The sequence below is a fragment of the Nucisporomicrobium flavum genome (assembly GCF_016464385.1).
Classification (GTDB): domain Bacteria; phylum Actinomycetota; class Actinomycetes; order Mycobacteriales; family Micromonosporaceae; genus Actinoplanes; species Actinoplanes flavus_A.
Genome location: NZ_JADMLH010000001.1, coordinates 327,790 through 349,146 on the forward strand (window position 1 = coordinate 327,790; position 21,357 = coordinate 349,146).

22 protein-coding genes are annotated in these 21,357 nt (G+C 73.5%); 7 read left to right on the top strand and 15 right to left on the bottom strand.

Translation table 11 applies throughout. The annotated features are described in order from the left end of the window. Positions 1-7 precede the first annotated feature (7 nt). Positions 8-361 (bottom strand): hypothetical protein, encoded by a 354-nt coding sequence (locus tag IT780_RS01610; RefSeq protein WP_199509538.1) that lies wholly within the window; start codon positions 359-361, stop codon positions 8-10. Positions 362-544: 183 nt separating this feature from the next. Between IT780_RS01610 and IT780_RS01615 the strand changes: the two genes are divergently transcribed. From IT780_RS01615 to IT780_RS01625, 3 genes are all read left to right on the top strand, one after another. Beyond that, the gene (locus IT780_RS01615) at positions 545-2,476 is read left to right on the top strand and encodes a PI-PLC domain-containing protein (RefSeq protein WP_199509539.1); all 1,932 of its coding nucleotides are present in this window, start codon (positions 545-547) and stop codon (positions 2,474-2,476) included. A 140-nt stretch (positions 2,477-2,616) separates the two neighbouring features. Then, entirely contained in the window at positions 2,617-2,967 is a 351-nt protein-coding gene (locus IT780_RS01620) for a hypothetical protein (RefSeq protein ID WP_199509540.1), read from the top strand. Between the two features lie 292 nt (positions 2,968-3,259). Further along, a complete protein-coding gene (locus IT780_RS01625; RefSeq protein ID WP_199509541.1) occupies positions 3,260-3,664 on the top strand; it encodes a tautomerase family protein in 405 nt (134 codons plus the stop codon). Between the two features lie 9 nt (positions 3,665-3,673). On the opposite strand, the gene IT780_RS01630 is transcribed toward IT780_RS01625, so the two are convergent. The 8 genes from IT780_RS01630 to IT780_RS01660 all read right to left on the bottom strand — a co-directional run bounded on the left by IT780_RS01630 (position 3,674) and on the right by IT780_RS01660 (position 11,775). Next, positions 3,674-4,162, bottom strand: coding sequence for a pyridoxamine 5'-phosphate oxidase family protein (locus tag IT780_RS01630; RefSeq protein WP_199509542.1), 489 nt, complete (start codon positions 4,160-4,162; stop codon positions 3,674-3,676). 83 nt (positions 4,163-4,245) lie between these two features. Beyond that, on the bottom strand, positions 4,246-4,491 hold the full coding sequence (locus IT780_RS01635) for a hypothetical protein (protein WP_199509543.1): 246 nt from the start codon (positions 4,489-4,491) through the stop codon (positions 4,246-4,248). A 19-nt stretch (positions 4,492-4,510) separates the two neighbouring features. Further along, positions 4,511-5,086: an MFS transporter gene (locus tag IT780_RS41475; RefSeq protein WP_307831030.1), complete on the bottom strand. Its 576-nt coding sequence runs from the start codon at positions 5,084-5,086 to the stop codon at positions 4,511-4,513. Further along, a complete protein-coding gene (locus IT780_RS41480) occupies positions 5,083-5,904 on the bottom strand; it encodes an MFS transporter (RefSeq protein WP_307831031.1) in 822 nt (273 codons plus the stop codon). Before IT780_RS41480 ends, IT780_RS41475 begins: the two co-directional genes overlap by 4 nt. Then, positions 5,900-8,386, bottom strand: a complete 2,487-nt coding sequence (locus tag IT780_RS01645; RefSeq protein ID WP_199509544.1) for a DEAD/DEAH box helicase — start codon at positions 8,384-8,386, stop codon at positions 5,900-5,902. The genes IT780_RS41480 and IT780_RS01645 overlap by 5 nt, the downstream gene beginning before the upstream one ends. 298 nt (positions 8,387-8,684) lie before the next feature. Continuing rightward, on the bottom strand, positions 8,685-9,329 hold the full coding sequence (locus IT780_RS01650; protein WP_199509545.1) for a nucleotidyl transferase AbiEii/AbiGii toxin family protein: 645 nt from the start codon (positions 9,327-9,329) through the stop codon (positions 8,685-8,687). A 17-nt stretch (positions 9,330-9,346) separates the two neighbouring features. Beyond that, entirely contained in the window at positions 9,347-11,086 is a 1,740-nt protein-coding gene (locus tag IT780_RS01655; protein ID WP_307830993.1) for a sensor histidine kinase, read from the bottom strand. Continuing rightward, entirely contained in the window at positions 11,083-11,775 is a 693-nt protein-coding gene (locus IT780_RS01660; protein WP_199510037.1) for a response regulator transcription factor, read from the bottom strand. The genes IT780_RS01655 and IT780_RS01660 overlap by 4 nt, the downstream gene beginning before the upstream one ends. Positions 11,776-11,938: 163 nt before the next feature. Here IT780_RS01660 and asnB point away from each other — a divergent pair, with 163 nt between their 5' ends. Both asnB and IT780_RS01670 read left to right on the top strand, forming a co-directional pair. Then, positions 11,939-13,867 carry an asparagine synthase (glutamine-hydrolyzing) gene (asnB, locus tag IT780_RS01665; RefSeq protein ID WP_199509546.1) on the top strand — a complete coding sequence of 643 codons (1,929 nt, stop codon included), beginning with the start codon at positions 11,939-11,941 and terminating at the stop codon, positions 13,865-13,867. A 46-nt stretch (positions 13,868-13,913) separates the two neighbouring features. Beyond that, entirely contained in the window at positions 13,914-14,651 is a 738-nt protein-coding gene (locus IT780_RS01670) for a DUF3152 domain-containing protein (protein ID WP_233412160.1), read from the top strand. A 560-nt stretch (positions 14,652-15,211) separates the two neighbouring features. On the opposite strand, the gene IT780_RS01675 is transcribed toward IT780_RS01670, so the two are convergent. Further along, positions 15,212-16,207, bottom strand: a complete 996-nt coding sequence (locus IT780_RS01675; RefSeq protein ID WP_199509548.1) for an S-adenosylmethionine:tRNA ribosyltransferase-isomerase — start codon at positions 16,205-16,207, stop codon at positions 15,212-15,214. Continuing rightward, on the bottom strand, positions 16,204-16,899 hold the full coding sequence (locus IT780_RS01680; RefSeq protein ID WP_199509549.1) for an SDR family NAD(P)-dependent oxidoreductase: 696 nt from the start codon (positions 16,897-16,899) through the stop codon (positions 16,204-16,206). Before IT780_RS01680 ends, IT780_RS01675 begins: the two co-directional genes overlap by 4 nt. A 140-nt stretch (positions 16,900-17,039) precedes the next feature. Here IT780_RS01680 and IT780_RS01685 point away from each other — a divergent pair, with 140 nt between their 5' ends. Together IT780_RS01685 and IT780_RS01690 are read left to right on the top strand one after the other, a co-directional pair. Beyond that, positions 17,040-18,164, top strand: coding sequence for a GAF domain-containing sensor histidine kinase (locus IT780_RS01685; RefSeq protein ID WP_199509550.1), 1,125 nt, complete (start codon positions 17,040-17,042; stop codon positions 18,162-18,164). Then, on the top strand, positions 18,157-18,789 hold the full coding sequence (locus IT780_RS01690) for a response regulator (protein WP_199509551.1): 633 nt from the start codon (positions 18,157-18,159) through the stop codon (positions 18,787-18,789). The genes IT780_RS01685 and IT780_RS01690 overlap by 8 nt, the downstream gene beginning before the upstream one ends. Before the next feature lie 4 nt (positions 18,790-18,793). Here IT780_RS01690 and IT780_RS01695 read toward each other — a convergent pair whose 3' ends face one another. From IT780_RS01695 to IT780_RS01710, 4 genes are all read right to left on the bottom strand, one after another. After that, positions 18,794-19,534: a DUF3152 domain-containing protein gene (locus IT780_RS01695; protein WP_307830994.1), complete on the bottom strand. Its 741-nt coding sequence runs from the start codon at positions 19,532-19,534 to the stop codon at positions 18,794-18,796. A 104-nt stretch (positions 19,535-19,638) separates the two neighbouring features. Then, entirely contained in the window at positions 19,639-20,487 is an 849-nt protein-coding gene (locus IT780_RS01700) for an EamA family transporter (RefSeq protein WP_307830995.1), read from the bottom strand. A 40-nt stretch (positions 20,488-20,527) separates the two neighbouring features. Next, positions 20,528-20,707 carry a hypothetical protein gene (locus IT780_RS01705; RefSeq protein ID WP_199509552.1) on the bottom strand — a complete coding sequence of 60 codons (180 nt, stop codon included), beginning with the start codon at positions 20,705-20,707 and terminating at the stop codon, positions 20,528-20,530. Positions 20,708-20,716: 9 nt separating this feature from the next. After that, complete coding sequence (locus tag IT780_RS01710) at positions 20,717-21,304, bottom strand: SAM-dependent methyltransferase (RefSeq protein ID WP_199509553.1); 588 nt, start codon at positions 21,302-21,304, stop codon at positions 20,717-20,719. Positions 21,305-21,357: the final 53 nt, after the last annotated feature.

A 21,357-nucleotide genomic window follows, 5' to 3' on the forward strand; every position in this document is an offset into this window, starting at 1 on the left:
CACCGGATCAGCGAAGAAGAACGGCGGCGTCGTACCAGTCGTAGTAGATCTGGTAGTGCTTGGCCGCCGACGTGCCGTTGTCATCGCAGTACGTCGGCTTGTTGCCGTTGGTGGCGAAGATCTGCACGCACGGGATCTTCCCGTCCGAGACCTTGTCCGCGACCGCGATGTCGTAGTGGTCCGGCGCATCCACCAGGTGCAGATGCACCTGGCCGACGACCCGCCCGCTCGAGTTCTCCACGCTCACCAGCAGGTCGTCCGCCCAGTCCGGGCCCTCCGCCAGGGCCGGCACCGCCAGCGCGCCGGCCGCCACGACCCCCAGCGCCGCGGCGGCCGTCAGCTTCGCGATTGTCTTCCGCACGTGTTCCTCCTTCTCGTCAGGTCCGGCGCGGTGTGCCGCCCCGGGCTGCTCACCCCCGTCGGGAGCGGGCCACACCGAGATTGGCCGGACCGGCGTACGCCGATCAACGCCGAACTGTCCCTGACCTGCGCCTATCTGTCCCCCACAGACAGATAGCGCCCCCGGCGGGCATAATCGCCATCGATGGATGAACCCCGATCAGCGCCGCTCCCGCCGTGGTGGGCCAGGGTGCATGAGGCCGCGCAGCTGCTGGCCTCCGAGCTCAACGCCGCCGTCGCCCACGCCGCCCGGGCCGGCACGTACACTCCGCCGCCCGGCTCCCCACCACCACGGCGACGACGGCAACCCGGCTCCCTGCGCCACCTCGCCGAGGTGATCCGCTCCCACCGCCTGGCGCCCGGCGTCTCCGCCGACAAGGACGACGTCGCGGCCGTCCTCTCCGGCGATCCGCGCCACCTCGCCGACCCGGCCCTCGTCGTCGCGGTCGCCCGGGCCAGCCGGCTCATCTCCGGCGAGCCGTTCGCCGCCATCGACGCGGACCGGCTCGTGGTGGCCAGCAGCCACGTCTCGGCGTTGCTCGACGCCGCCCGCGAGGCCGACGACCGGGCGCCGCGGGCCGTACCCGCCCCGCGCCCCGCCCCCGGTCCGCGGGTCGCCCCCGGCCCGCCCGCTGTCACCGCCCCTCGCACCGCCACCTCGGGCGCGCAGCCCGAGGTCATCGACGCGTACTTCACCACGCGCCGGCCCACCCGGCGCCGGCCGCTGATCGCCGGTGCCATCAGCGCCCTGGTGCTGGCAGGCATCACCCTCCTCGCTCTGCACCGCCAGGAACCGCACCCGCCGGCACCTCCGGCGCCTCCCGCAGCCGCGGTGGCCGCGGTGACGCCGCTCGAGCACGGGCACGCGCCCAACGACTACCTCAACAGCCGGCCGCTGCAGGACGCGCTCGACCACGGATTCACCAGCATCGAGGCCGACGTCTACCTGCGGGACGGCACCCTGGTGCTCTGCCACCGGTTCGAGGGCGACCTCTGCCGGGACGACCGCGGCGCCCGGACCACCGCGCGGCCCTTCGAGGCGACGTACCTCCAGGGGCTCAGCGCGAGGGTGAGACGCCACAGCGGGCGGGTGTACCCGGGATACCAGCAACCGGTCCTGCTGTTCGTCGAGATCAAGTGCGTGGAGGACGCGTACGGCTGCCGGCTGCCCGCGGACCCGGACGCCGCGGCCACGGACGAGAACAACCCGCTGGTGGTCGCCGGCAGAATCATGAGTGCGCTCGTCCCGTACCGCGGCATGCTCTTCCACGCCGACCCGGCGGCACGGCGCTGGGGACCGGTCCAGGTCGTCCTCACCGGCGACCACAACGAGGACCAGCTCCCGGCCGGCGCCCACGGCTCCACCTCCGTACGCGGACTCCTCGCCCAGCAGCCCGACAGGTACGCGTTCCTGGACGGAAGCTTCGCCGTCGATCGGGACCAGTACAACGCCGACCTCGTCCCGGTGATCAGCTTCGCGAACCCGGCCACGACGGGCGCGTGCATGACCGCCGGACGAGACCCCATCCAGACCCTGCACTGGGACAACATCATCAAAGCCCAGAGCACCGGGCACCACGTCCGGGCGTCCGACCCGGCGAACTGCCCCGACCACGACGACGCGTGGACCGACGCGCTGTACGCCGGCGTCGACTACCTCAGCAGCAAGCACCTGCCCCAGCTCGGCGGCTGGCTCACCGACAACGCCACCGGCGGGGGCGGCGGCCACTGCGCCCTCCCCACCTGGATCGCCGGCGCGCGGCTGCAGGGGCAGTACTGCACGCTCAGCACCGGGAATGTGCCCGTCATGAGCCGGCCGGATCCCCACTCCCCGCGCGTGGGAACCCTCTCGCACGGCGGCGCCACCTGGTTCCTGGGTCAGCAGCCGGGTGAGCCGTACGTGGACCACTCGACCCACAACTACTGGTGGGCGTACACGCGGGCGGACAACGGGCAGTGGGGCTGGGTGTCGCTGGTGTACTTCACCGACCCGGGGCCCGACCAGTCCGCCGACGGGCTGCAGTACGGCTGCTACGACGTACGCCCCGGCGAGAACGACGACTGCCACCCGCTCTGACCGACCGTCTCCTGATCAGGTGTTTTGTGGTCAGCCGGCGAAGCCGTCGGCATTGTTCTGTGGTCCGGCGCTCCGCGCCTAGAGCATCCTAGGAACCTAGGGGTTATTCGTCCGGGCGGGTCCCGGTCTAGGCTGGACGCATGCCCGCCCGCGCACTCGACGCTCCCGTCGCCCACCTCGCCCGGCCGCACCGGCCCGTGCTGGTGGCCGGGACGCTCGCCGAGCTGACCGGTCCCACCCAGGGCCAGGTCGAGCTCCCGCTGCGCCTCTGGTGGAACCCGCACCGCGCCTTCAACCTCGGCGAGCACACGATGCTGCTCTGGATGTACGAGAACGTCCTGCGCGAGGCCGTTCGCATCGACGAGCTGCGCGACCACCTGCACGGCCCGACACTGGTGCGCCTCTGGCCGGAGCTGAACCTCCCCCGCGGGGTGCGCGCCGCCTGGGAGGCCCGCCACCCGGCGCTGCGCCACGCCGCCCGCGCCGCCTGACCCCGAGCGCGCCCAGCACGAGCGCAAGCCGCGCAGCCTGGGCGCAAGCCGCGCTGCCAACGCGGTCGGGGCGGCTGAGACGGGAGGGCGGGCTGAGCGCACCCCACGCAGCCGACACCCTCAGCCTGACCGGCGCGCTCAGCGGAACGGGCACGACCCACACGGTCGGCGCGGCCGCGGCGGAGCGGGCAGCCCGCCATCCCGGAGGCGGCGGACAGAAATCGTTTCCGGCCGGCGGAGCCGTCGCTCTATGCTGCTTCACCCCGGACGACCTGACGTCGAGGAGCTGCCGATGCCGCACGTGACGCTTCACGCGCTCGAGGAGGAGCTCGCCGGGAGGGAAGCCCTCCTCATCGAGCACCTCACCGGCGCCGTCGTGTCCGTGTACGGCGAGTGGGCCCGGCCCTCCGTGGACGTCCGGCTCATCGGCGTCCCGGCCGGACGGTGGGGTCGCGGCGGAACGGCAGTCGCGACCGCCGCCCCGAGCGTCACGTTCGGCATGCGGGAGGAAGTGTTCGCCAGGGACGACGCCGCCACGGTGGTGGCCCGGCTCGTCGCCGCGTTCACCGACGCCGTCGCCGCCGTGTTCGGGGAGAATTGCCGGGACGACGTCCTGGTCGAGCTGGTCGGCCGGCCCACGTCCCGGTCCGGGCTCGGTGGGAGGGTGATCGGCGACGGCCGCACACCGGCGGGCTGACCGGAGCGGTCAGGCCTGCCGTTCGGCGCGTTGCCGGATGAGCTGCTCGACCGCGGTCGGCAGCGTCGTCTCGAAGTCGATCAGCTTGGCCCAGGTGGGCGTGACGACGATGCGGACCATGCCGTCGTAGAGCGACCGCACCTCCGCCTCCCAGGCCACCCGCTGGTCCGGCGTCATCGCGTAGCTGCCGTTCATCTGCAGGAACTCGTCCGGGATGCCGTCGACGACGTCCAGTTCCGCGCGGCCGCGCAGGAGCAGGATCGTCGGTGGGTGGACCTCGGTGTCGATGGTCAGGGCCACCGCCGGGTGGCGGCGCAGCGACGCCAGCTTGGGGGCGTTCTTCGCCGTGCACATGACGATCTGCGCGCCAGTCCAGGTGAACGCCATCGGCACGCAGCGGGGAGTGCCGTCCTCGGCGACGTACGCGAGGCGGGTGATGTCGCGGGCGAGCAGGTCCCGGCTGCCCGGCCGGTCGAGGACGATCTGGGTCGGTTCCACGGTGTCTCTCCCGATGTCGAGGTGATCGCTGCGCCGGGGACGGAGCCGGCCTCGCTTTCTCGACATCGGGAGAGACACCGCCGTCAGGCCGGGGCGTACTTCCCGCGGCCGGTCTTGCGGAAGGCGCCGCGCTTCACGCCTTCCTTGAGCGCGTTACGGAAACGGGTCGGGCCCCAGTACTTGCAGCCCAGCGCCTCACCGATGTGGTCGCGGGACGCCTCGCCCTCCTCCTTGAGCAGGCTCTGGATCAGCGAGATCTCGCGCCGCGTCCACCATTCGTTCTCGTCGGCGTCCACGCTCGAGGTGGACGGGAACGGGGTGTATCCCATGACGGCCTCCTTTGCCGGATCAGGACGGGGCGTGGCCGGTGCCGCGGCCCTGACCGCGGCCGAGGGTGTACGGGTCGGCCTCCTCGCCGGGCTCGTCGAGCTCGGCGGCCTGCGCCGACAGCGGCGGGGCGATGTCCTCCAGGTCCCGCTGCGCCGCCTCGACACCCATCGTGGCCTGCACGATGCCACCGAGGATCATGACCACGGCGCCGACGACGTACCCGATGAAGATCTGCTTGGGTTCGCCGCTCTGGATGAGCGCACCGAACAGCAGCGGGCCGCCGAAGCCGCCGACGATCGTGCCGGTGGCGTAGAAGAACGCGATCGCCATGGCTCGCGTCTCCATCGGGAAGATCTCGCTGACCGTCAGGTACGCCGCGCTGGCCCCTGCCGAGGCGAAGAAGAAGATGATGCACCAGGCCACGGTCTGCGTCGTGGCGTTCAGCGCGCCGTTGCGGAACAGCACGCCGGTGATGACCAGCAGGATGCCGGAGAGAATGTACGTGCCGGAGATCATCGGCTTGCGCCCGACCGTGTCGAACAGCCGGCCGAGCAGCAGCGGGCCGAGGAAGTTGCCGACCGCGAACGGGATCAGGTACCAGCCGACGGCGTTTGTAGAGGAACGCCTGCCCGGTGAAGAGCGACAGGCCGACGAAGGTGCGCTTGGGGTACATGCGGAACACCACGCCGGCGATCTCGGCGATGCCCATCGGCGGGCGCTGCTTGATCCGGATGGTGCGCCGGGGCTCGATCAGTTCCTGCCCGGTCTCGCGGACCACCTCGTGCTCGATTCTGCCGGGTGACGCGTTCCGCTTCCTCCTCGTACCCGTGCAGGAAGAGCCATCGTGGACTTTCCGGGACGTGCCGGCGGACCAGCAGGATCGCGAAGCCCATGATCGCGGCGAGGCCGAAGGCGAGCCGCCAGCCGATGTCGATCGGGAACCATTCGGGCCTGAGCAGCGCGACCGAGGCCAGCGAGCCGAAGATCGTGCCGATCCAGTAGGAGCCGCCGATGACCAGGTCGACGGCGCCGCGCACGCGGGCGGGGATGAGCTCGTCGACCGCGGAGTGGATGGCCGAGTACTCGCCGCCGACGCCCGCGCCGGTGATGACCCGGCAGACCAGGAACCAGATGAAGTTCATGGAGAACGCGGTGAGGATGCTGCCGGCCAGGAACACCGCGAGAGTGATCATGAACAGCTTCTTGCGGCCCAGCCGGTCGGCCAGCCGCCCGAAGTAGAGGGCGCCGACGCAGGCGCCGACGATGTACGCCGAGCCGGCCGAGCCGACCTGGGTCGCGCTCAGCTCGAGGCCGCTGCCCGGCTCGGACAGCCGGCCGTCGATGGCGCCGACGATCGTGACGGCGAGACCGTCGAGGATCCAGACCGTGCCGAGCCCGATGAGTCGATCAATGCGGGCCTACGGCGACGACGCGGACCGCCGCGGCGCCGGCCTCGTCGCTGGCCGCGAGGTCGACCTCCGCCTCGATGCCCCAGTCGTGGTCGCCCTCCGGGTCCTCGAAGACCTGCCGCACCTTCCACACCGCCGGGCCCTGCTCGATGTGCAGGAACGCCGGGCCGCGCGCGGACGGTCCCGTGCCGACCGTCGGGTACTCGTCGTAGTAGTCCTCGAGGGCTTCGATCCAGCGCTCCGTCGTCCAGCCGCTCTCGGCGTCGAGCTCACCCAGCTCCTCGGCGCGGCGCAGGGCGAACAGTTCGACGCGACGGAACAGGGCGTTGCGCACCAGTACCCGGAACGCGCGCAGGTTGCGGGTGACCGCCGGCGGCTTGTCGTCGAGCGGGGACGGTTCGGCGACCTCCGCGCCCGGGTTGCGCAGCCGCTCCCACTCGTCGAGCAGGCTGGAGTCGACCTGGCGGACGAGCTCGCCGAGCCATTCGATCAGGTCGGTCAGTTCTTCCGTACGCGCGTCCTCCGGCACGGTCTGCCGCAGCGCCCGGAACGCGTCCGCGAGGTAGCGCAGCACCAGCCCCTCGGAGCGGGACAGGCCGTAGAAGGACACGTACTCGGTGAACGTCATCGCGCGCTCGTACATGTCGCGGACGACGGCCTTGGGCTTGAGCTCGTAGTCGGCCACCCACGGGTGCCCGCGCCGGTACGTCTCGTACGCGGCGTAGAGCAGCTCGGCCAGGGGCTTCGGGTACGTGACCTCGTCGAGCAGCTCCATGCGCTGGTCGTACTCGATGCCCTCGGCCTTCATGGCGTTGACCGCCTCGCCCTTGGCCTTGAACTGCTGCGCCGAGAGCACCTGCCGCGGGTCCTCGAGCGTCGCCTCGATCACCGACACGACGTCGAGCGGATAGTCCGGCGACTCGCGGTCGAGCAGCTCCAGGCAGGCCAGCGCGAACGGCGACAGCGCCTGGTTGAGCGCGAAGTCGAGCTGCAGGTCGTCGACGAGCCGGTACGCGCCGTCGACCTTCTCGATGACCCCGCCGGCGAGCAGGGCCCGCGCGATGGCGATGGCCCGGCGGATGTGCCGGCGCTGCGCCGCGGGCTCCTCGTGGTTGTCGGTGAGCAGGTGCCGCATGGCCGCGAACGGGTCGCCGCCGCGGGCGATCACGTTGAGCAACATCGCGTGCGACACCTGGAACGACGAGGTCAGCGGCTCGGGGTCGGCCGCGACGAGCCGCTCGAACGTGGGCTGGCCCCAGCCGATCGTGCCCTCCGGCGGCTTCTTGCGCACGACCTTGCGGCGCTTCTTCGGGTCGTCGCCGGCCTTGGCGAGCGCGCGCTCGTTGTCGATGACGTGCTCGGGCGCCTGCACGATGACCGTGCCCAGCGTGTCGTAACCGGCTCGGCCGGCCCGGCCGGCGATCTGGTGGAACTCGCGGGCCTTGAGCAGCCGGGTCTTCACGCCGTCGTACTTGCTCAGGCCGGTGAACAGCACCGTACGGATGGGCACGTTGATGCCGACGCCGAGGGTGTCCGTGCCGCAGATGACCTTCAGCAGGCCGGCCTGGGCGAGGGTCTCCACGAGCCGGCGGTACTTGGGCAGCATGCCGGCGTGGTGCACGCCGATCCCGTGCCGGACCAGGCGCGACAGCGTACGCCCGAAGCCCGCGGTGAACCGGAAGTTGCCCAGCGCCGCGGCGATCGCGTCCTTCTCGGCGCGGGTGCACATGTTGATGCTCATCAGCGACTGGGCGCGCTCGAGGGCGGCCGCCTGGGTGAAGTGCACGATGTACACCGGCGCCTGGCGGGTGGTGAGCAGCTCCTCGATGGTCTCGTGCAGCGGCGTCATCGCGTACGAGAACAGCAGCGGGACCGGCCGCTCGGCGTTCGCGACCACCGCCGTGAGCCGGCCGGTGCGCCGCGACAGGTCGTCGACGAAGCGCGTGGTGTCGCCGAGCGTGGCGGACATCAGCAGGAACTGGGCCTGCGGCAGCTCGATCAGCGGCACCTGCCAGGCCCAGCCGCGGTCCGGCTCGGCGTAGAAGTGGAACTCGTCCATGACGACCTGGCCGACGTCGGCGTCGGCGCCCTCGCGCAGCGCCAGGTTGGCGAGGATCTCCGCGGTGCAGCAGATGATCGGCGCGTCCGCGTTGACGCTGGCGTCGCCGGTGAGCATGCCGACGTTGTGCGCGCCGAAGACGGCGCAGAGGGCGAAGAACTTCTCCGACACCAGCGCCTTGATCGGCGCGGTGTAGAAGGTGGTGCGCTTCTCGGCCAGGGCGGCGAAGTGCGCGCCCGTCGCCACCAGGCTCTTGCCGGAGCCGGTCGGGGTGTTGAGGATGACGTTCGCCCCGGTGGCGATCTCGATGAGCGCCTCCTCCTGGTGCGGGTAGAGCGTCAGGCCCTGCTCGGCGACCCAGGACTGGAAGGCCTCGAAGACGGCGTCGGGTTCGGCGGTGCCGGGCAGGCGATCGGTCAGATTCATGATTCGTCCAGTCTATGGGCCCTGCCCGGCGCACAGCACCGTGGCCGGGCGCTGCGCGCGCCCGGCCACGGAAGGGACCTTGCTGTGGAGTTGTGCGGGTGACCTACGCGCCGAACGCCGCGTAGATCGGGCCGGCGACGCTGCCCGCGAGGCCGATGACGGCCGCGACGACGGCGATGGTGGATCCGATTCTCAGGCGCATCTCGGGAGCCTTTCCGGTGCTGAACTGGCCTCGCTGAGATAGAGATTCGCGGCCGGCCGTTGCAGGCCGGTACTTGCCAGGTTGCGAAACGGTTGCCTAGCGCGGCCACCCGGCCAGCCGCTCGCGCAGCCGGGCGACATCCGCCTCGCTGAGGCCGTACCGGGCGAAGCGGGCGTCGTCGAGGCGGTCCAGGTAGCGGCCCGCGTCGGCCACCTCCTCGTCGTCGAGGCTCTCGTCGAGCGCGCGCGCCAGCTCCAGCACCCGCTCGAGGGGATAGCGCTCCAGCGCCGCGGCCACGTCGATGTAGTCGCGCACCTCGCGCCTGTTCACCAGCGCCGCCACCTTCGAGGCGACGAGGTCGTCGAGGTGCATGACCGGGCCGACGTCCATCACCACGGGCGCGCGCCGCCGGTCGAGGCGGGTCAGCGTCAGCCGCAGCGCCCGGCGGCCGTCGGCGACGTGGTATTCGCGCAGGTCCTCGTCCATGCCCGCGAACATCTCGTCGCCCACCTCGCGGAACACCTGGTAGCCGGCGTCGGTCAGCGCCCCGGTGACGTCGGCGGCGGCCGCCTCCACCGCCCCGGCGGTGTCGGTGAACAGGTCGATGTCCTCGGTGGGCCGGCGCACCAGCCCGTTGACCAGCCACGCCACGCCACCGCCGAGCACGAACCCGTGCCGCTCCCCCACCTTCAGGGCGATCGTGGCGACGTCGCGGTAGAAGTCGTCGATGTGCGCTGTCACGCCGCAGACCGTACCGGTCACCTCCGACAGAAAATCACCTGGAACGTGGTGCCCACGCCCGGGCTGCTGGTCACCTCGATGCGGCCGCCGTGGTCGGTGACGATGCGGTGCGCGATGGTCAGGCCCAGGCCGGTGCCGCCGGTGGCACGCTGGCGGGCGGGGTCGGCGCGCCAGAACCGGTCGAAGACGCGTTCCAGGTCCGCCGCCGCGATGCCCACGCCGGTGTCCTGCACGGTCAGGACGGCCTCGCCCGCCTCCTCGCGGACCCGCAGCAGCACGTGCCCGCCCGCGTCGGTGTACCGGATCGCGTTGGTGAGCAGGTTGCCCAGCACCTGGCGCAGCCGGTCCGGGTCGCCCTCGATCCACACCGGCGCGGGGGCGTCCACGGTCATCGCCACCCCCGCCTCGGCGGCCACCGCCCGGTGCGCGGTCGCGCCGCCCGAGACCGCCTCGGCGAGGTCGAGGGGCGCGAACGTGTAACCCAGGTCGCCCGCCTCCGCCAGGGCGAGGACCTGCAGATCGTCGAGGATGCGGCGTTGCAGCAGGGTCTCCTCGTGCAGCGACGCGAACAGCTCCCGGCTCGGCTCGACCACCCCGTCCGACAGCCCCTCCAGGTAACCGCGCAGGTTGGACAGCGGCGTACGCATCTCGTGCGCGACGTCGGCGATGAGCCGGCGCTGGCGCTCCTCGCTGCGCTGCACGGCCTCGGCCATCGCGTTGAACGACTCGGACAGCCGGGCCAGCTCGCTGCTGCCGGCCGCCGGGACGCGTACGTCGAGCCGGCCGTCGGCGAGCAGCCGGGACGCCTCGGTGAGCCGGCGCACCGGCAGGCTGACCCGGCGGGCGATCAGCGCGGTGCCGGCCAGCGCGACGACGATGAGGCCGGCGGTGCCGAGCAGGGCGGGCTGCCTCAGGTCGCCGAAGCCGGTGTCGGGGCGCGCGCCGAGGTACAGCTGCAGCGGTACGGCCGCGGGACCGCTGACGCCGGTCGTGAAGGCCGCGCGGACGCAGCCCGGGCTGTCCGCGGCCTTCCGGGTGCAGCGCCACCACACGTTCTGGATCTCCCGCAGCCAGCCGGTGTCGCCGACGACCTTGCGGCTGGCTTGCTGCACGCAGTCCGGGTGCCCCGACACCTGCGCGGCGGTCAGGTACGGCACCCGGTCGGTGCTGAGCGCGGCCCCGTCGCCGTCGATGCACCGCACCGCGATCAGCGCCGCCCGGTACTGCGCCACCTGCCGCAGCATCAGCATCGGCGCCGAGGCGGAGACCGGGTCGGCGGGTTCCGGGGCGAACAGGTCGGGTGGCAGGTCGAACGAGAGAAACCCCTTCGCCAGGAGGGCCGCCGCGGGCGGGGCGGCTCCGGCGGGATCCTCGAAGGTACGGGTGATCGCGGTGGACAGCGCCGGGCGCGGGTCGATGCCCAGCGCGGTGCCCTGCACCGGCCCGGACGTGCGCCCGTCGAGGGTGTCGGAGTCGACGAGGACCGTGCCGTCCTGGGTGCGCAGCTGGATGTGCAGGCCGGTGTCGCGGGACAGCTGGGCGACGAGCCGGTCCAGGCCCGGCCAGCGCCCGCGCAGCAGCCCGAAGCGCTGCACCGCCTCCACGATCGCCGTCTGGTGCTCCACCGCGGCCCGCTGCGACAGCCGCACCTCGCGGGAGGTGAGGCTCAGCGTCAGCCAGGCGGTGGCGCCGATCGCCGTCACCGCCACGACCATGACGAGCAGGAACACGCGCAGCCGGAAGCTGCGGAAGCTCACCGCTCGGCCATCCGGTAGCCGCGGCCGTAGACGGTCTGCACGTACCGGGGCTCGGCCGGGTTCGCCTCGATCTTGCGGCGCAGGTTCACCACGTGGGCGTCGACCGTCCGCTCGGACACGTCGTGCTCGAAGCCGAACGTCTTGTCGATGATCTGCCCGCGGGTGAAGACCCGGCCCGGCTCGCGGGCGAGCAGCTCGACGATGCCGAACTCCTTGGCGGTCAGGTTCACCGGCGCGCCGGCGACGCGCACCTCGAAGCGGCCGGGGTCGACCTCCAGGTCGCCGACGCGCAGGATCGACGCCGGGCCGTCGGAGGCGCCCGTACGCCGCAGCAGCGCACGCACCCGGGCGGTCAGCTCCCGCGGGCTCACCGGCTTGGCGAGGTAGTCGTCCGCGCCGATGTCCAGCCCCAGCAGCATGTCGTTCTCCGAGGACCGCGCGGTGACCAGCAGGATCGCGATGTTCGACTCGGCGCGCAGGATCCGGCACACGTCCAGCCCGTCGACCAGCGGCATCATCACGTCCAGCACGACCAGGTCGGGCCGGCGGGACCGGGCCATCTCCAGCGCCGCCCGGCCGTCACCCACGGTCAGCACCTGGTGGCCCTCGCGCTCGAGGTACAGGCGGATGAGCTGGGCGTGCTTCGGGTCGTCGTCGGCCACCAGGATCCGTGCTGTCACTCGTCGGATTCTGGCCCAGCAGGGCAAACGCGGCCAAGGAATGTGCGGTTCCTGTGAAGATCCAGGCCGGTTCCGGCGGCCGTACGGATCCGCGAAGGTTCCTCACAAGTTCTGCACAGGAGCGCTCCTACGGTTCGGCACGCGAACCGCCGTCAACGACAGGAGCGCCCCGATGTGTGGTCTCAGCGTCTTCGTGAGCAGCCGCCCGAACGCCGGCGTGCCCGACCCCGAGTCGGCCGCCGCGTTCGCCGACGCGCTGGAGACGATGCATCACCGCGGCCCGGACGACACCCGCGTCGAGTTCGGCGACGGGCTGGCGTTCGGCTTCAAACGCCTGGCGATCATCGACCGGGCGGAGAGCGCCCAGCCCGCGCACTACCCCGTCGACGGGCCGCAGGCCGGGCGCTGGACCGTGGTCTTCAACGGTGAGATCTACAACTACCGTGAGCTGCGCGCCGACCTCGTCCGCGAGCACGGGGCCACGTTCGCCACCCACGGCGACACCGAGGTGCTGGCCGCCGCGTTCCACTACTGGGGCGCCGCCGCCCTGCCCCGGCTGCGCGGAATGTTCGCGTTCGCGGCGTACGACCACTGGACCGGCACGCTGCACGCCGCCCGCGACCCGTTCGGCGTCAAACCCCTGTACCTGCTGGAGACCGCCGACGGGGTGTTCCTGGCGAGCGAGCGCAAGGCGCTGCTGCCGTTCAGCGGCGACTCGGGGGCGGCGCTGGACACCGACGCCCTCGCGCACTACATGACCCTGCAGTACGTGCCCGACCCGCTCACCCTGCACCGGCACGTCCGGCGGCTGCCGCCCGGGCACCGGCTGACCTGGACGCCCGGCGGCGGGCTGCGCCAGGAGCGCTACTTCCGGCCGTCGCTGCGGCCGCTGCACGTCCAGCCGGAGGCGGCGTACCACGCGATCCGCGACGCGCTGCGCGACAGCGTCCGCCGGCACCTGCACGCCGAGGTCCCGGTCGGCGCGTTCCTGTCCAGCGGCGTCGACTCGTCGGCGATCGTGGCGCTGGCCCGCGAGGAACGGCCGGACCTGCACGCGTTCACCGCCGGCTTCGCGCACGAGGGCTACTCCGAGATCGAGGTCGCCCAGGACACGGCGGCGCAGCTCGGCGTCCGGCTCACCCCGACCGTGGTCACCGAGGACGACGTGATCCGGGAGCTGCCGCGCATCGTCCAGCTGCTCGACGACCCGGTCGCCGACCCGTCGCTGATCCCGCTGTACTTCCTGGCGCAGACCGCCTCGCGGTACGTGACCGTGGTGCTGTCCGGCGAGGGCTCCGACGAGCTGTTCGGCGGCTACACGATCTACCGGGAGCCGTCGTCGCTGGCCGGCATCGGGCGGCTGCCCGCCGGGATGAGGCGCGGCCTGCGCGGGCTGTCGCACGTCATCCCCGAGGGCGTGCGCGGGCGCAGCTTCCTCGAGCGCGGCACCACGCCGATCGAGGAGCGCTACTACGGCAACGCGCGGATCTTCTCCCCCGCCGAGAAGGCCGAGCTGCTGCGGTTCACGGCCGAACCCCACACGGCGGTCACCTCCCACCTGTACGCGGAGACCGCCGACGTCGACGACGTGGCCTCCATGCAGTACGTCGACCTGCACACGTGGCTGCCCGGCGACATCCTCACCAAGGCGGACCGGATGTCGATGGCGCACTCGCTGGAGCTGCGCGTGCCCTTCCTCGACCAGGCGGTGTACGCGGCCGCCGCCGGCCTGCCGACCGAGCTGAAGCTGCCGCACGGCTCGCGCACCACCAAGCACGCCCTGCGCGAGGCCATGCGCGGCATCGTCCCCGAGTCGGTCCGCGAACGCCGCAAGCTGGGCTTCCCCACCCCCACCCGGCTGTGGCTCAAGGGCGAGATCGGCGACTGGGTCTCCGCGATCCTCGCCGCCTCGCAGGCCGGGCACCTGGTGGACCTCGGGTACGCCCAACGCCTGCTCGCCGAGCACCGCGCGGGCGTGGCCGACCATTCCCGCAAGGTCTGGACGGTGGCGATGTTCTGCCTGTGGCACGCGATCACCGTGGAGAAGGCGATCGACCCGGCGCCCGCGCGGGTGGCGTACCCGGTGGTCAGCGCCGGATGACCGCGCTCAGCGGCCGCACCGCCCGGCCGAAGGGTCAGGGGTGAGGCTGATCCGGATCGCCGTGGCCGTGCTGACGCTGGCCGGCGTCGCCGCGTGCGGCGATCCGCCCCGGGCGGCCGAGAGCCCGGCCGAGCGGCGCCCGGTGGCCGCTCCGGTCCGCGCGAAGCCGGCACCGGTGATCGCCTACCCGGCACGCGGGCACGGGCGCTGGCGCACCGCCCCGGCCGCGGCGCGCACGGCGGGCCGCGGGGGGTCGCTGCTGCGCTACCGGGTGCTCGTCGAACGCGACATCACGGGCCTCTCCCCCGCCTCGTTCGCCGGGGCGGTGGCCGCCACGCTGGCCGATCCGCGCGGGTGGACCGCCGGGGGCACGCTGCGGCTGCGACGGGTGGGACCCGGGCAGGCGTACGACTTCACGGTGTACCTGGCGACGCCACGGACCCGCGACCGGCTGTGCCGCAGCGCGGTGGACGCGTACACGTCGTGCCGCAACGGCGACAAGGTGGTGCTGAACGTCGCCCGGTGGGTCAAGGGCGTGCCCGGGTACGGCGCCCCGCTGTCGGTGTACCGGCAGTACATGGTCAACCACGAGGTGGGGCACCGGCTCGGCAACGGCCACGAGCGCTGCCCCGGCCGCGGGGAGCCGGCCCCGGTGATGCAGCAGCAGACGCTGGGCCTGCACGGCTGCACGCCGAACCCGTGGCCGTACGTCGACGGCGGGCGCTACCAGGGCCGGGCGGGTGCCTACGCCGACCCGATGCCCGCCCCGGACCGCGGCCGCTGAACCAGGTAGCGCACGCAGAAACCGTCCGCCATCATGACCGCCATGATCACTGAGATGCGAAAGGGCGTGCGCGTCCCCGGTCGATGACCGCCCCGGCGCGGCCGCTCGTCGCCCTCCTGGATCACTGGCACCGGGCCGACAGGGTCCGCCGCGAATGGCTCGCCACGGGGCTGTCCACCGCCCCCGCCGACCGAGACGCCGCCGAACACCTCCTGACCCGCCTCTACCGCCGGCACGGCCGCGGCAGGCCGCACTTCGCCTGGGTCGACTCCCCCACGCCGGCCTGGCCCTCGCCGGGGGCGTCCCGAGCCACGAGGAGCTGCAGCACCTGCTGCGGCATCCCGCCGGGCGGCCGCCGCCGGCGATGGACCTCGCCGCCGGATGGTCCCGGCTCATGGCCCGGCTCGACGAGGCCCGGTCGAGCTGCCGGCTGCGGGTGTGGCAGAGGTCGTGTACCCCGACGGGTGGAGCGGACCTCAGTCGCGCTGATCTCCGGCGGCAGGTGCGACAGCTGCGCACCATGGTCGCGCGATACGAGGCCGTCCGGGACGCACGCCCGGTCAGGGCAGCAGGAGGTTGAGGTCCCCGAACTCGTGCCACCGGTAGCCGCCCTCCAGTGCCGCGTCGTAACACCGCTGCAGCAGCGGCGTCCCGGCGATCGCGGCGAGCATGTCGAGGTGTGACGCGCGCGGCTCGTGGAAGCCCGTGAGCAGCCCGTCCACGGCCCGGACGCCGCGCTCCGGCGTGATGACCAGGTCGGTCCAGCCGCTGTGCGGGCCGTTCCAGGCCGTCTCCAGGGCGCGGACCGCGGTGGTGCCGACGGCGATCACGCGGCCGCCGTCGGCCCGGGCCCGGGCGATCGTGCGCAGGGTGGTCGCCGGGACCGCGAACTTCTCCGGGTACGGGCGTTCGTGCGCCTCCGGCGAGGCCACCCCGGTGTGCAGGAGCACGGGTACGAGCAGCACACCCGCGGTCACCAGCCGGGTCACGAGCTCGTGCGTGAACGGCCGCCCGGCGCTGGGCATCTCGGCGCTGCCCGGGTGCACCCCGAACACCGTCTGGTACGCGCTCAGCGGCCACGGCCGGGTCACGTACGAGTAGCGGATCGGGCTGCCGTGGGCGTACAGCAGATCGGTGACCGTGGCGGCCGTACCGGTATCGATGTCGGCGACCCACAGCCGGCCCCTCGAGTAGGCCTCCCGCAGCGTGACCGTCCCGCCGCCGGCAAGCGCGTACGTGTCGCCGGAGGCGCCTGCGGCGTACGGGCCGTCCGCTTCGCGCAGCTCGACCAGCCACGAGCCGTCCGCGGTGGCCGTGGAGAAATGCACGGTCAGCGGGCTCCCGGCGACCGGCACGGCGGCCGGCAGCGTCCCGGAGGTGTTCACCACCAGGACGTCGCCGGAGCGCAGCAGCGCGGGCAGGTCGGTGAACCGGTGGTGGCTCACCTCGCCGGTGCCGCGCCGCCCGGTCAGCAGGCGGACGCCGTCGCGGGGCTCGGGTGGCCGGTGCGCCTCCAGGCGGGCGGGCAGCTGGAAGGCCGGCAGAGTGGCGGTCATCGGGCGGCGGCCAGGTCGGTCAGCCGGATGCGGCCCGAGGGCGGGGCGTCGGCGAGCAGCCGCAGGAAGGCCGGCACCACCGACTCCGGCGGCGGCCGGTCGCCGATGTCCTCGCCCGGGAACGCCTCCTGGTGCATCCGGGTCCGCAGGTCGCCCGGGTCCACCGCCCACACCCGGACGTCCGGCTCCTCCGCGGCCAGCACGCGGCTCGCCTGCTCGGCGGCGGCCTTCGCGGAGCCGTACCCGCCCCAGCCCGGGTACGGCTCCACGGCCGCGTCGGAGGTGACCGTGACGATCGCCCCGCGGCGCTCACGCAGGGCCGGCAACGCCAGCTGGATCAACGCGAGCGGGGCGACGGTGTTCACCTCGTACACCTCGCGCAGCACGTCCAGCGGGTAGGCGGCGAGCGCCGGCTGCGGGCTGGGCCCGAGGATGCCCGCGTTGTTGACCAGCAGGTCCGGCCCGCCGAGCCGCCCAGCCGCCGCGACCAGCTCACGGCGGTGGACGGGGTCGGTGACGTCCCCCGGCACGGCGACCACCCGCGCGCCGCCGGATCTCAGCCGCTGCGTGGCGGCGTCGAGCTCGGCGGCGGTGCGGGCGTCGGTGACCAGGTCCCAGCCCGCACCGGCGAGGCCGGCGGACAACGCGTACCCGAGTCCCCGGGACGCGCCGGTGATGATGGCGACGACCATCGTGGATCTCCCTTCGACGCCACCGACGCTAGGGCGGCCCGGGCGGCCCGCCATCGGGCCGCGGCCGCAGCCGGCACCGGACCTTGGACCTACGCCTCGGGCCCGATCCGCCGGCCGCCGCCCGCCGGTACGGTGCAGGGGTGTCCGGCTGCGACCGCGAGGAACTGCGTCAGGTCAGCCAGGCGGTGCTCGCCGTCACCGCCCGGCTGTCGGTGCGCGACGTGCTGCAGACGATCGTCGCGGCGGCGCGCCGGCTGCTCGACGCCCGGTACGCCGCGCTGGGTGTGCCCGGCCCCGGCGACACGTTCGCGGAGTTCCTCACCGACGGCATCAGCGACGAGCAGTGGAAGGCGATCGGTCCGATGCCGCACCGGCACGGCCTGCTCGGCGCGATGCTTCTCGACCCGGCACCGGTCCGCCTCGCCGACGTCCGGTCGCACCCGGAGTTCGGCTGGTGGCCCGCGGCGCACCCCGAGCTCGCCGACTTCCTGGGCATGCCGATCGTGCACGACGGCGAGATCCTCGGCACCCTGTTCCTGGCCAACAAGGAGGTACCGGGCGGGTTCACCGCCGCCGACGAGGAGCTCCTGCGGCTGCTGGCCGGGCACGCCGCGATCGCCCTGACCAACGCCCGGTTGTACGAGCGCAACCGCGAGCTGTCGGTGGTGGCCGAACGCCACCGGATCGCCCGGGAGCTGCACGACGCGGTGGCGCAGAAGCTGTTCAGCCTGCGGCTGACCGCCGACGCCGCCGCGGCGCTGGTCGGCCGGGACGCCGGGCGGGCGCGGGCGGAGCTGGACACCGTACGCCGGCTCGCCGCCGAGGCCGCCGAGGAGCTGCGCGCCATCGTGGAGGGACTGCGCCCGGCCGACCTCGCCGGCGACGGGGTGGGCGCGGCGCTGCGCAAACACGTGGAGGTGCTGGACCGGGCGCACCGGGAGGCGGTGCGGTTCGCCGGGGAGCCGGTGCCGCGGCTGACGCCCGAGCGGGAGGAAGCGGTCTACCGCATCGGCCAGGAGGCGCTGCACAACGCGCTGCGCCACGCCGAGGCGAGCACCGTGACGGTCGCCGTACGCCCCGGCGGGACGTCGGTGGTCCTCGAGGTGACCGACGACGGGCGCGGGTTCGACCCGGGCACCCCGTCGCGCCAGTACGGCCTCGCGTCCATGCGCGAACGGGCCCGGGCGGCGGGCGGCCGGCTGCGGGTACGGTCCGCGCCCGGCGCCGGCACCACCGTACGGCTGGAGGTGCCCGCCGATGCCTGAGCCGATCCGCGTGCTGGTGGTGGACGACCATCCGGTCGTGCGGCAGGGGTTGCGCACGTTCCTGGACCTGCAGGACGACCTGACCGTGGTCGGCGAGGCCGCCGACGGCGCCGAGGCGGTGACCGCGGCCGGCGAGCTGCGCCCCGACGTGGTGCTGCTGGACCTGCGGATGCCCGGCGCCGACGGCATCGCCGCGCTGCGCGGCCTGCGCGAGGCGGGCAACGCCGCGCGGGTCCTGGTGGTCACGAGCTTCACCGAGCCGGCCGCGGTCCTGCCGGCCGTGCACGCCGGCGCCGCCGGGTACGTCTACAAGGACATCGACCCGCCGGCGCTGGCTTCGGCGATCCGCTCGGTGCACGCCGGTCACGTGCTGCTGCACCCGGACGTGGCACGGCTGCTCACCGAGGGCCGCGCCGGAGCGGGCGACCCGCAGCTGACGCCCCGCGAGCGGGAAGTCCTCGCGGCGATCGCGCGGGGCCGCGCCAACCGGGAGATCGCACGGCAGCTGGGCCTGGCGGAGAAGACCGTCAAGACCCACGTCAGCGCGATCCTCACCAAGCTCGGCCTGCAGGACCGCACGCAGGCCGCCCTCTACGCGGTCCGCGCGGGGCTCGCCGACGGCTGACCGGTCAGCGCCGCTTCCCGCGGTCGCGCGGCGGCATCGGATCGTCGTAGACGCCCGGGACCCCCGCGTACCGCTCGCCGTCGCGGTACGGCCACGGGTTCGGCGTACAGCCGTGCAGGCCCAGCGTCTGCTGCTGCATCACCGGCGCCGGCTCCCCCTCGCCCGGGCAACGCTCGTGGCCGTTGCCGAGCCGGTGCCCCACCTCGTGGTTGACCATGTACTGCCGGTACACCGACAGCGGGGCGCCGTACCCGGGCACGCCCTTGACCCACCGGGCCACGTTCAGCACCACCTTGTCGCCGTTGCGGCACGACGTGTACCCGTCCGGGACGTCCTGGCACAGCTCGTCGCGGGTGCCCGGGGTGACCAGGTAGATCGTGAAGTCGCGCGGCTCGCGGGCGCCCACCCGGCGGAACGAGCGCTCCCCGCCCGCCGACCACCCCCGCGGGTCACCCAGCGTGGCCCGTACGGTCCGGGCGAAACCGCTCGCGCTGATCCCGGCGATGTCCCGCTCCACCAGCACGCGGTACCGCAGCACACGTCCCCGCGAGCGGAATCCGGACTCGGCCGGCGCCGCGGTGAAGGAGCCGCTGCCCGCCCCGGGATACGTGATCGGCATGGACGACACCTTCGCGCTCGGGACCGGTGACGATTCTGCCGGTACGAACGCCGGTGCGTGCGGAGCAGGCGCGCAACCGGCGAGCAGGGCCATGACCGTCAGGGACGCGAGGCGGCGGACACGCACGGGCTTCTCCTTCGCCGATCAAGATCAGTGCGAAGGAGGAGACCCGTGAGCGCCCCGGAAAGTTGACGCCGCCGGCCGTCAACCTTTCCCGGGGTACGCCCGTCCTAGGCGGTGAGCTGGTGGCGCGCCCCGGTGCGCTCGGCGCCGATCCCGGCCGCCACCACGAAGCCGATGCCCGCCACCGGCACCCAGCCCGGCCGCTGCCCCAGCACCAGGAACCCGATGATCAGGGCGAACGCCGGCTCCAGGCTCATCAGCGTGCCGAAGGCGGCGGTGGTGAGCCGGCGCAGCGCGAGGAACTCCAGCGCGAACGGCACCACCGGGAGCAGCACCGCCAGCCCGAGCCCGGCCAGCAGCAGCTCCCACGTCAGCCGTGGGAACACCGACGGCCCGGCGACCAGCGTCGCGGTCAGCGCGGCGACCGGCATGGACACCCCGAGACCGCGCAGCCCGGTGACCTCGTCGCCCACCCGCTGCGTGAGCAGGATGTACGCCGCCCAGCACAGCGCCGCCGCCAGCGCGAACAGCACGCCCACCGGGTCCGCGCCGCCGTGCCAGGGCTGGGTCAGCAGCAGCACCCCCACCGCGGCCAGCGCCGGCCACAGCGTGGTGCCACGCCGGCCCCGGACCACCGCCACGCCCAGCGGGCCGAGGAACTCCAGGGCGCTGGCCGTACCCAGCGGCAGCCTGGCGATCGCCGCCATGAACAGCAGCGTGACACCGCCGGTGGCGACGCCGAGCGCGACGCAGGCCAGCAGCGCGCGCCGGTCGAAGCGCCACACCCGGGGCCGGACCAGCACGGCCAGGATCAGCCCGGCCCAGGCCAGCCGCAGCCACGCGGTGCCCTCCGCGCCGAGCCGGTCGATGAAGCCCACGGAGACGGCCAGGCCCAGCTGCACGAGCAGCATCGAGGCCACGGCCATCGCCGCGCCGGTACGGGCCCCGCCGCCCACGGCCGGGGTCCTCACCGCTGCGGGCGCGCGTGCAGCACGGTCAGCACCACGTCGTCCTCCGTCGCGCCGGGCGGTCCTGCTGCTGCCGGACGGCACGGTGCGCCTGCTCGACACCCGCAGCGAGGCGCTGCTGGGCACCCGGTCCCAGCGGCGTCGTGGCCCGGTCGACGCGCTCGTGCGCCTCCTGCAGCGTCCCGGCGGCGGCGAAGAGATCGGTCACCTGCCGAATCTAGCGGGCCACCCGCCGCAGCTTCACGGTGCTGTCCGTACGGTCCTCACCCGCCCTCGGGTGTTCGGCGCACCGCAGCACCTCCCACTCCCCCGGCGCCGGCTCCAGCGCGGCCAGCAGCTCCGCCGGCGACGGGAAGTGGATCGGTGGGTGCTCCTCGCCCGGCCCGTGGCCCTGGTGGCTCTCGATGAGCAGGATCCCGCCCGGGGCGACCGCCTCCGCGGCCCGCCGCAGGATCCGCTCCCGCGGGAAGTCGCCGTACGAGTACAGGAACTGCGAGGACACCAGGTCGAAAGTGCCCTCGGGGAAGGTGCGCTGGAGGTCGTGCTGCTGCACCTCGACGGTCACCCCGGCCTCGGCTGCGGACGCCGCTACCCGGCGCAACGCCACCTCGGAGACGTCCACGGCGGTGACGGTCCAGCCCTGCCGCGCCAGCCAGACGGCGTCGCCGCCCTCGCCGCACCCCAGGTCCAGGGCGGTGCCGGGGGTCAGGCCGGCCACCTCGTGCACCAGGGCGGCATTGGGGTTGCCGCTGAAGATCCGGTCGGCGGCCGCGTACCGCTCGTCCCACGTCGTCGCATCGCTCATGACCCGAGCCTGGACCGCGACGGTTGCAGCGGCAAATGCCGTTGCCGGACCGG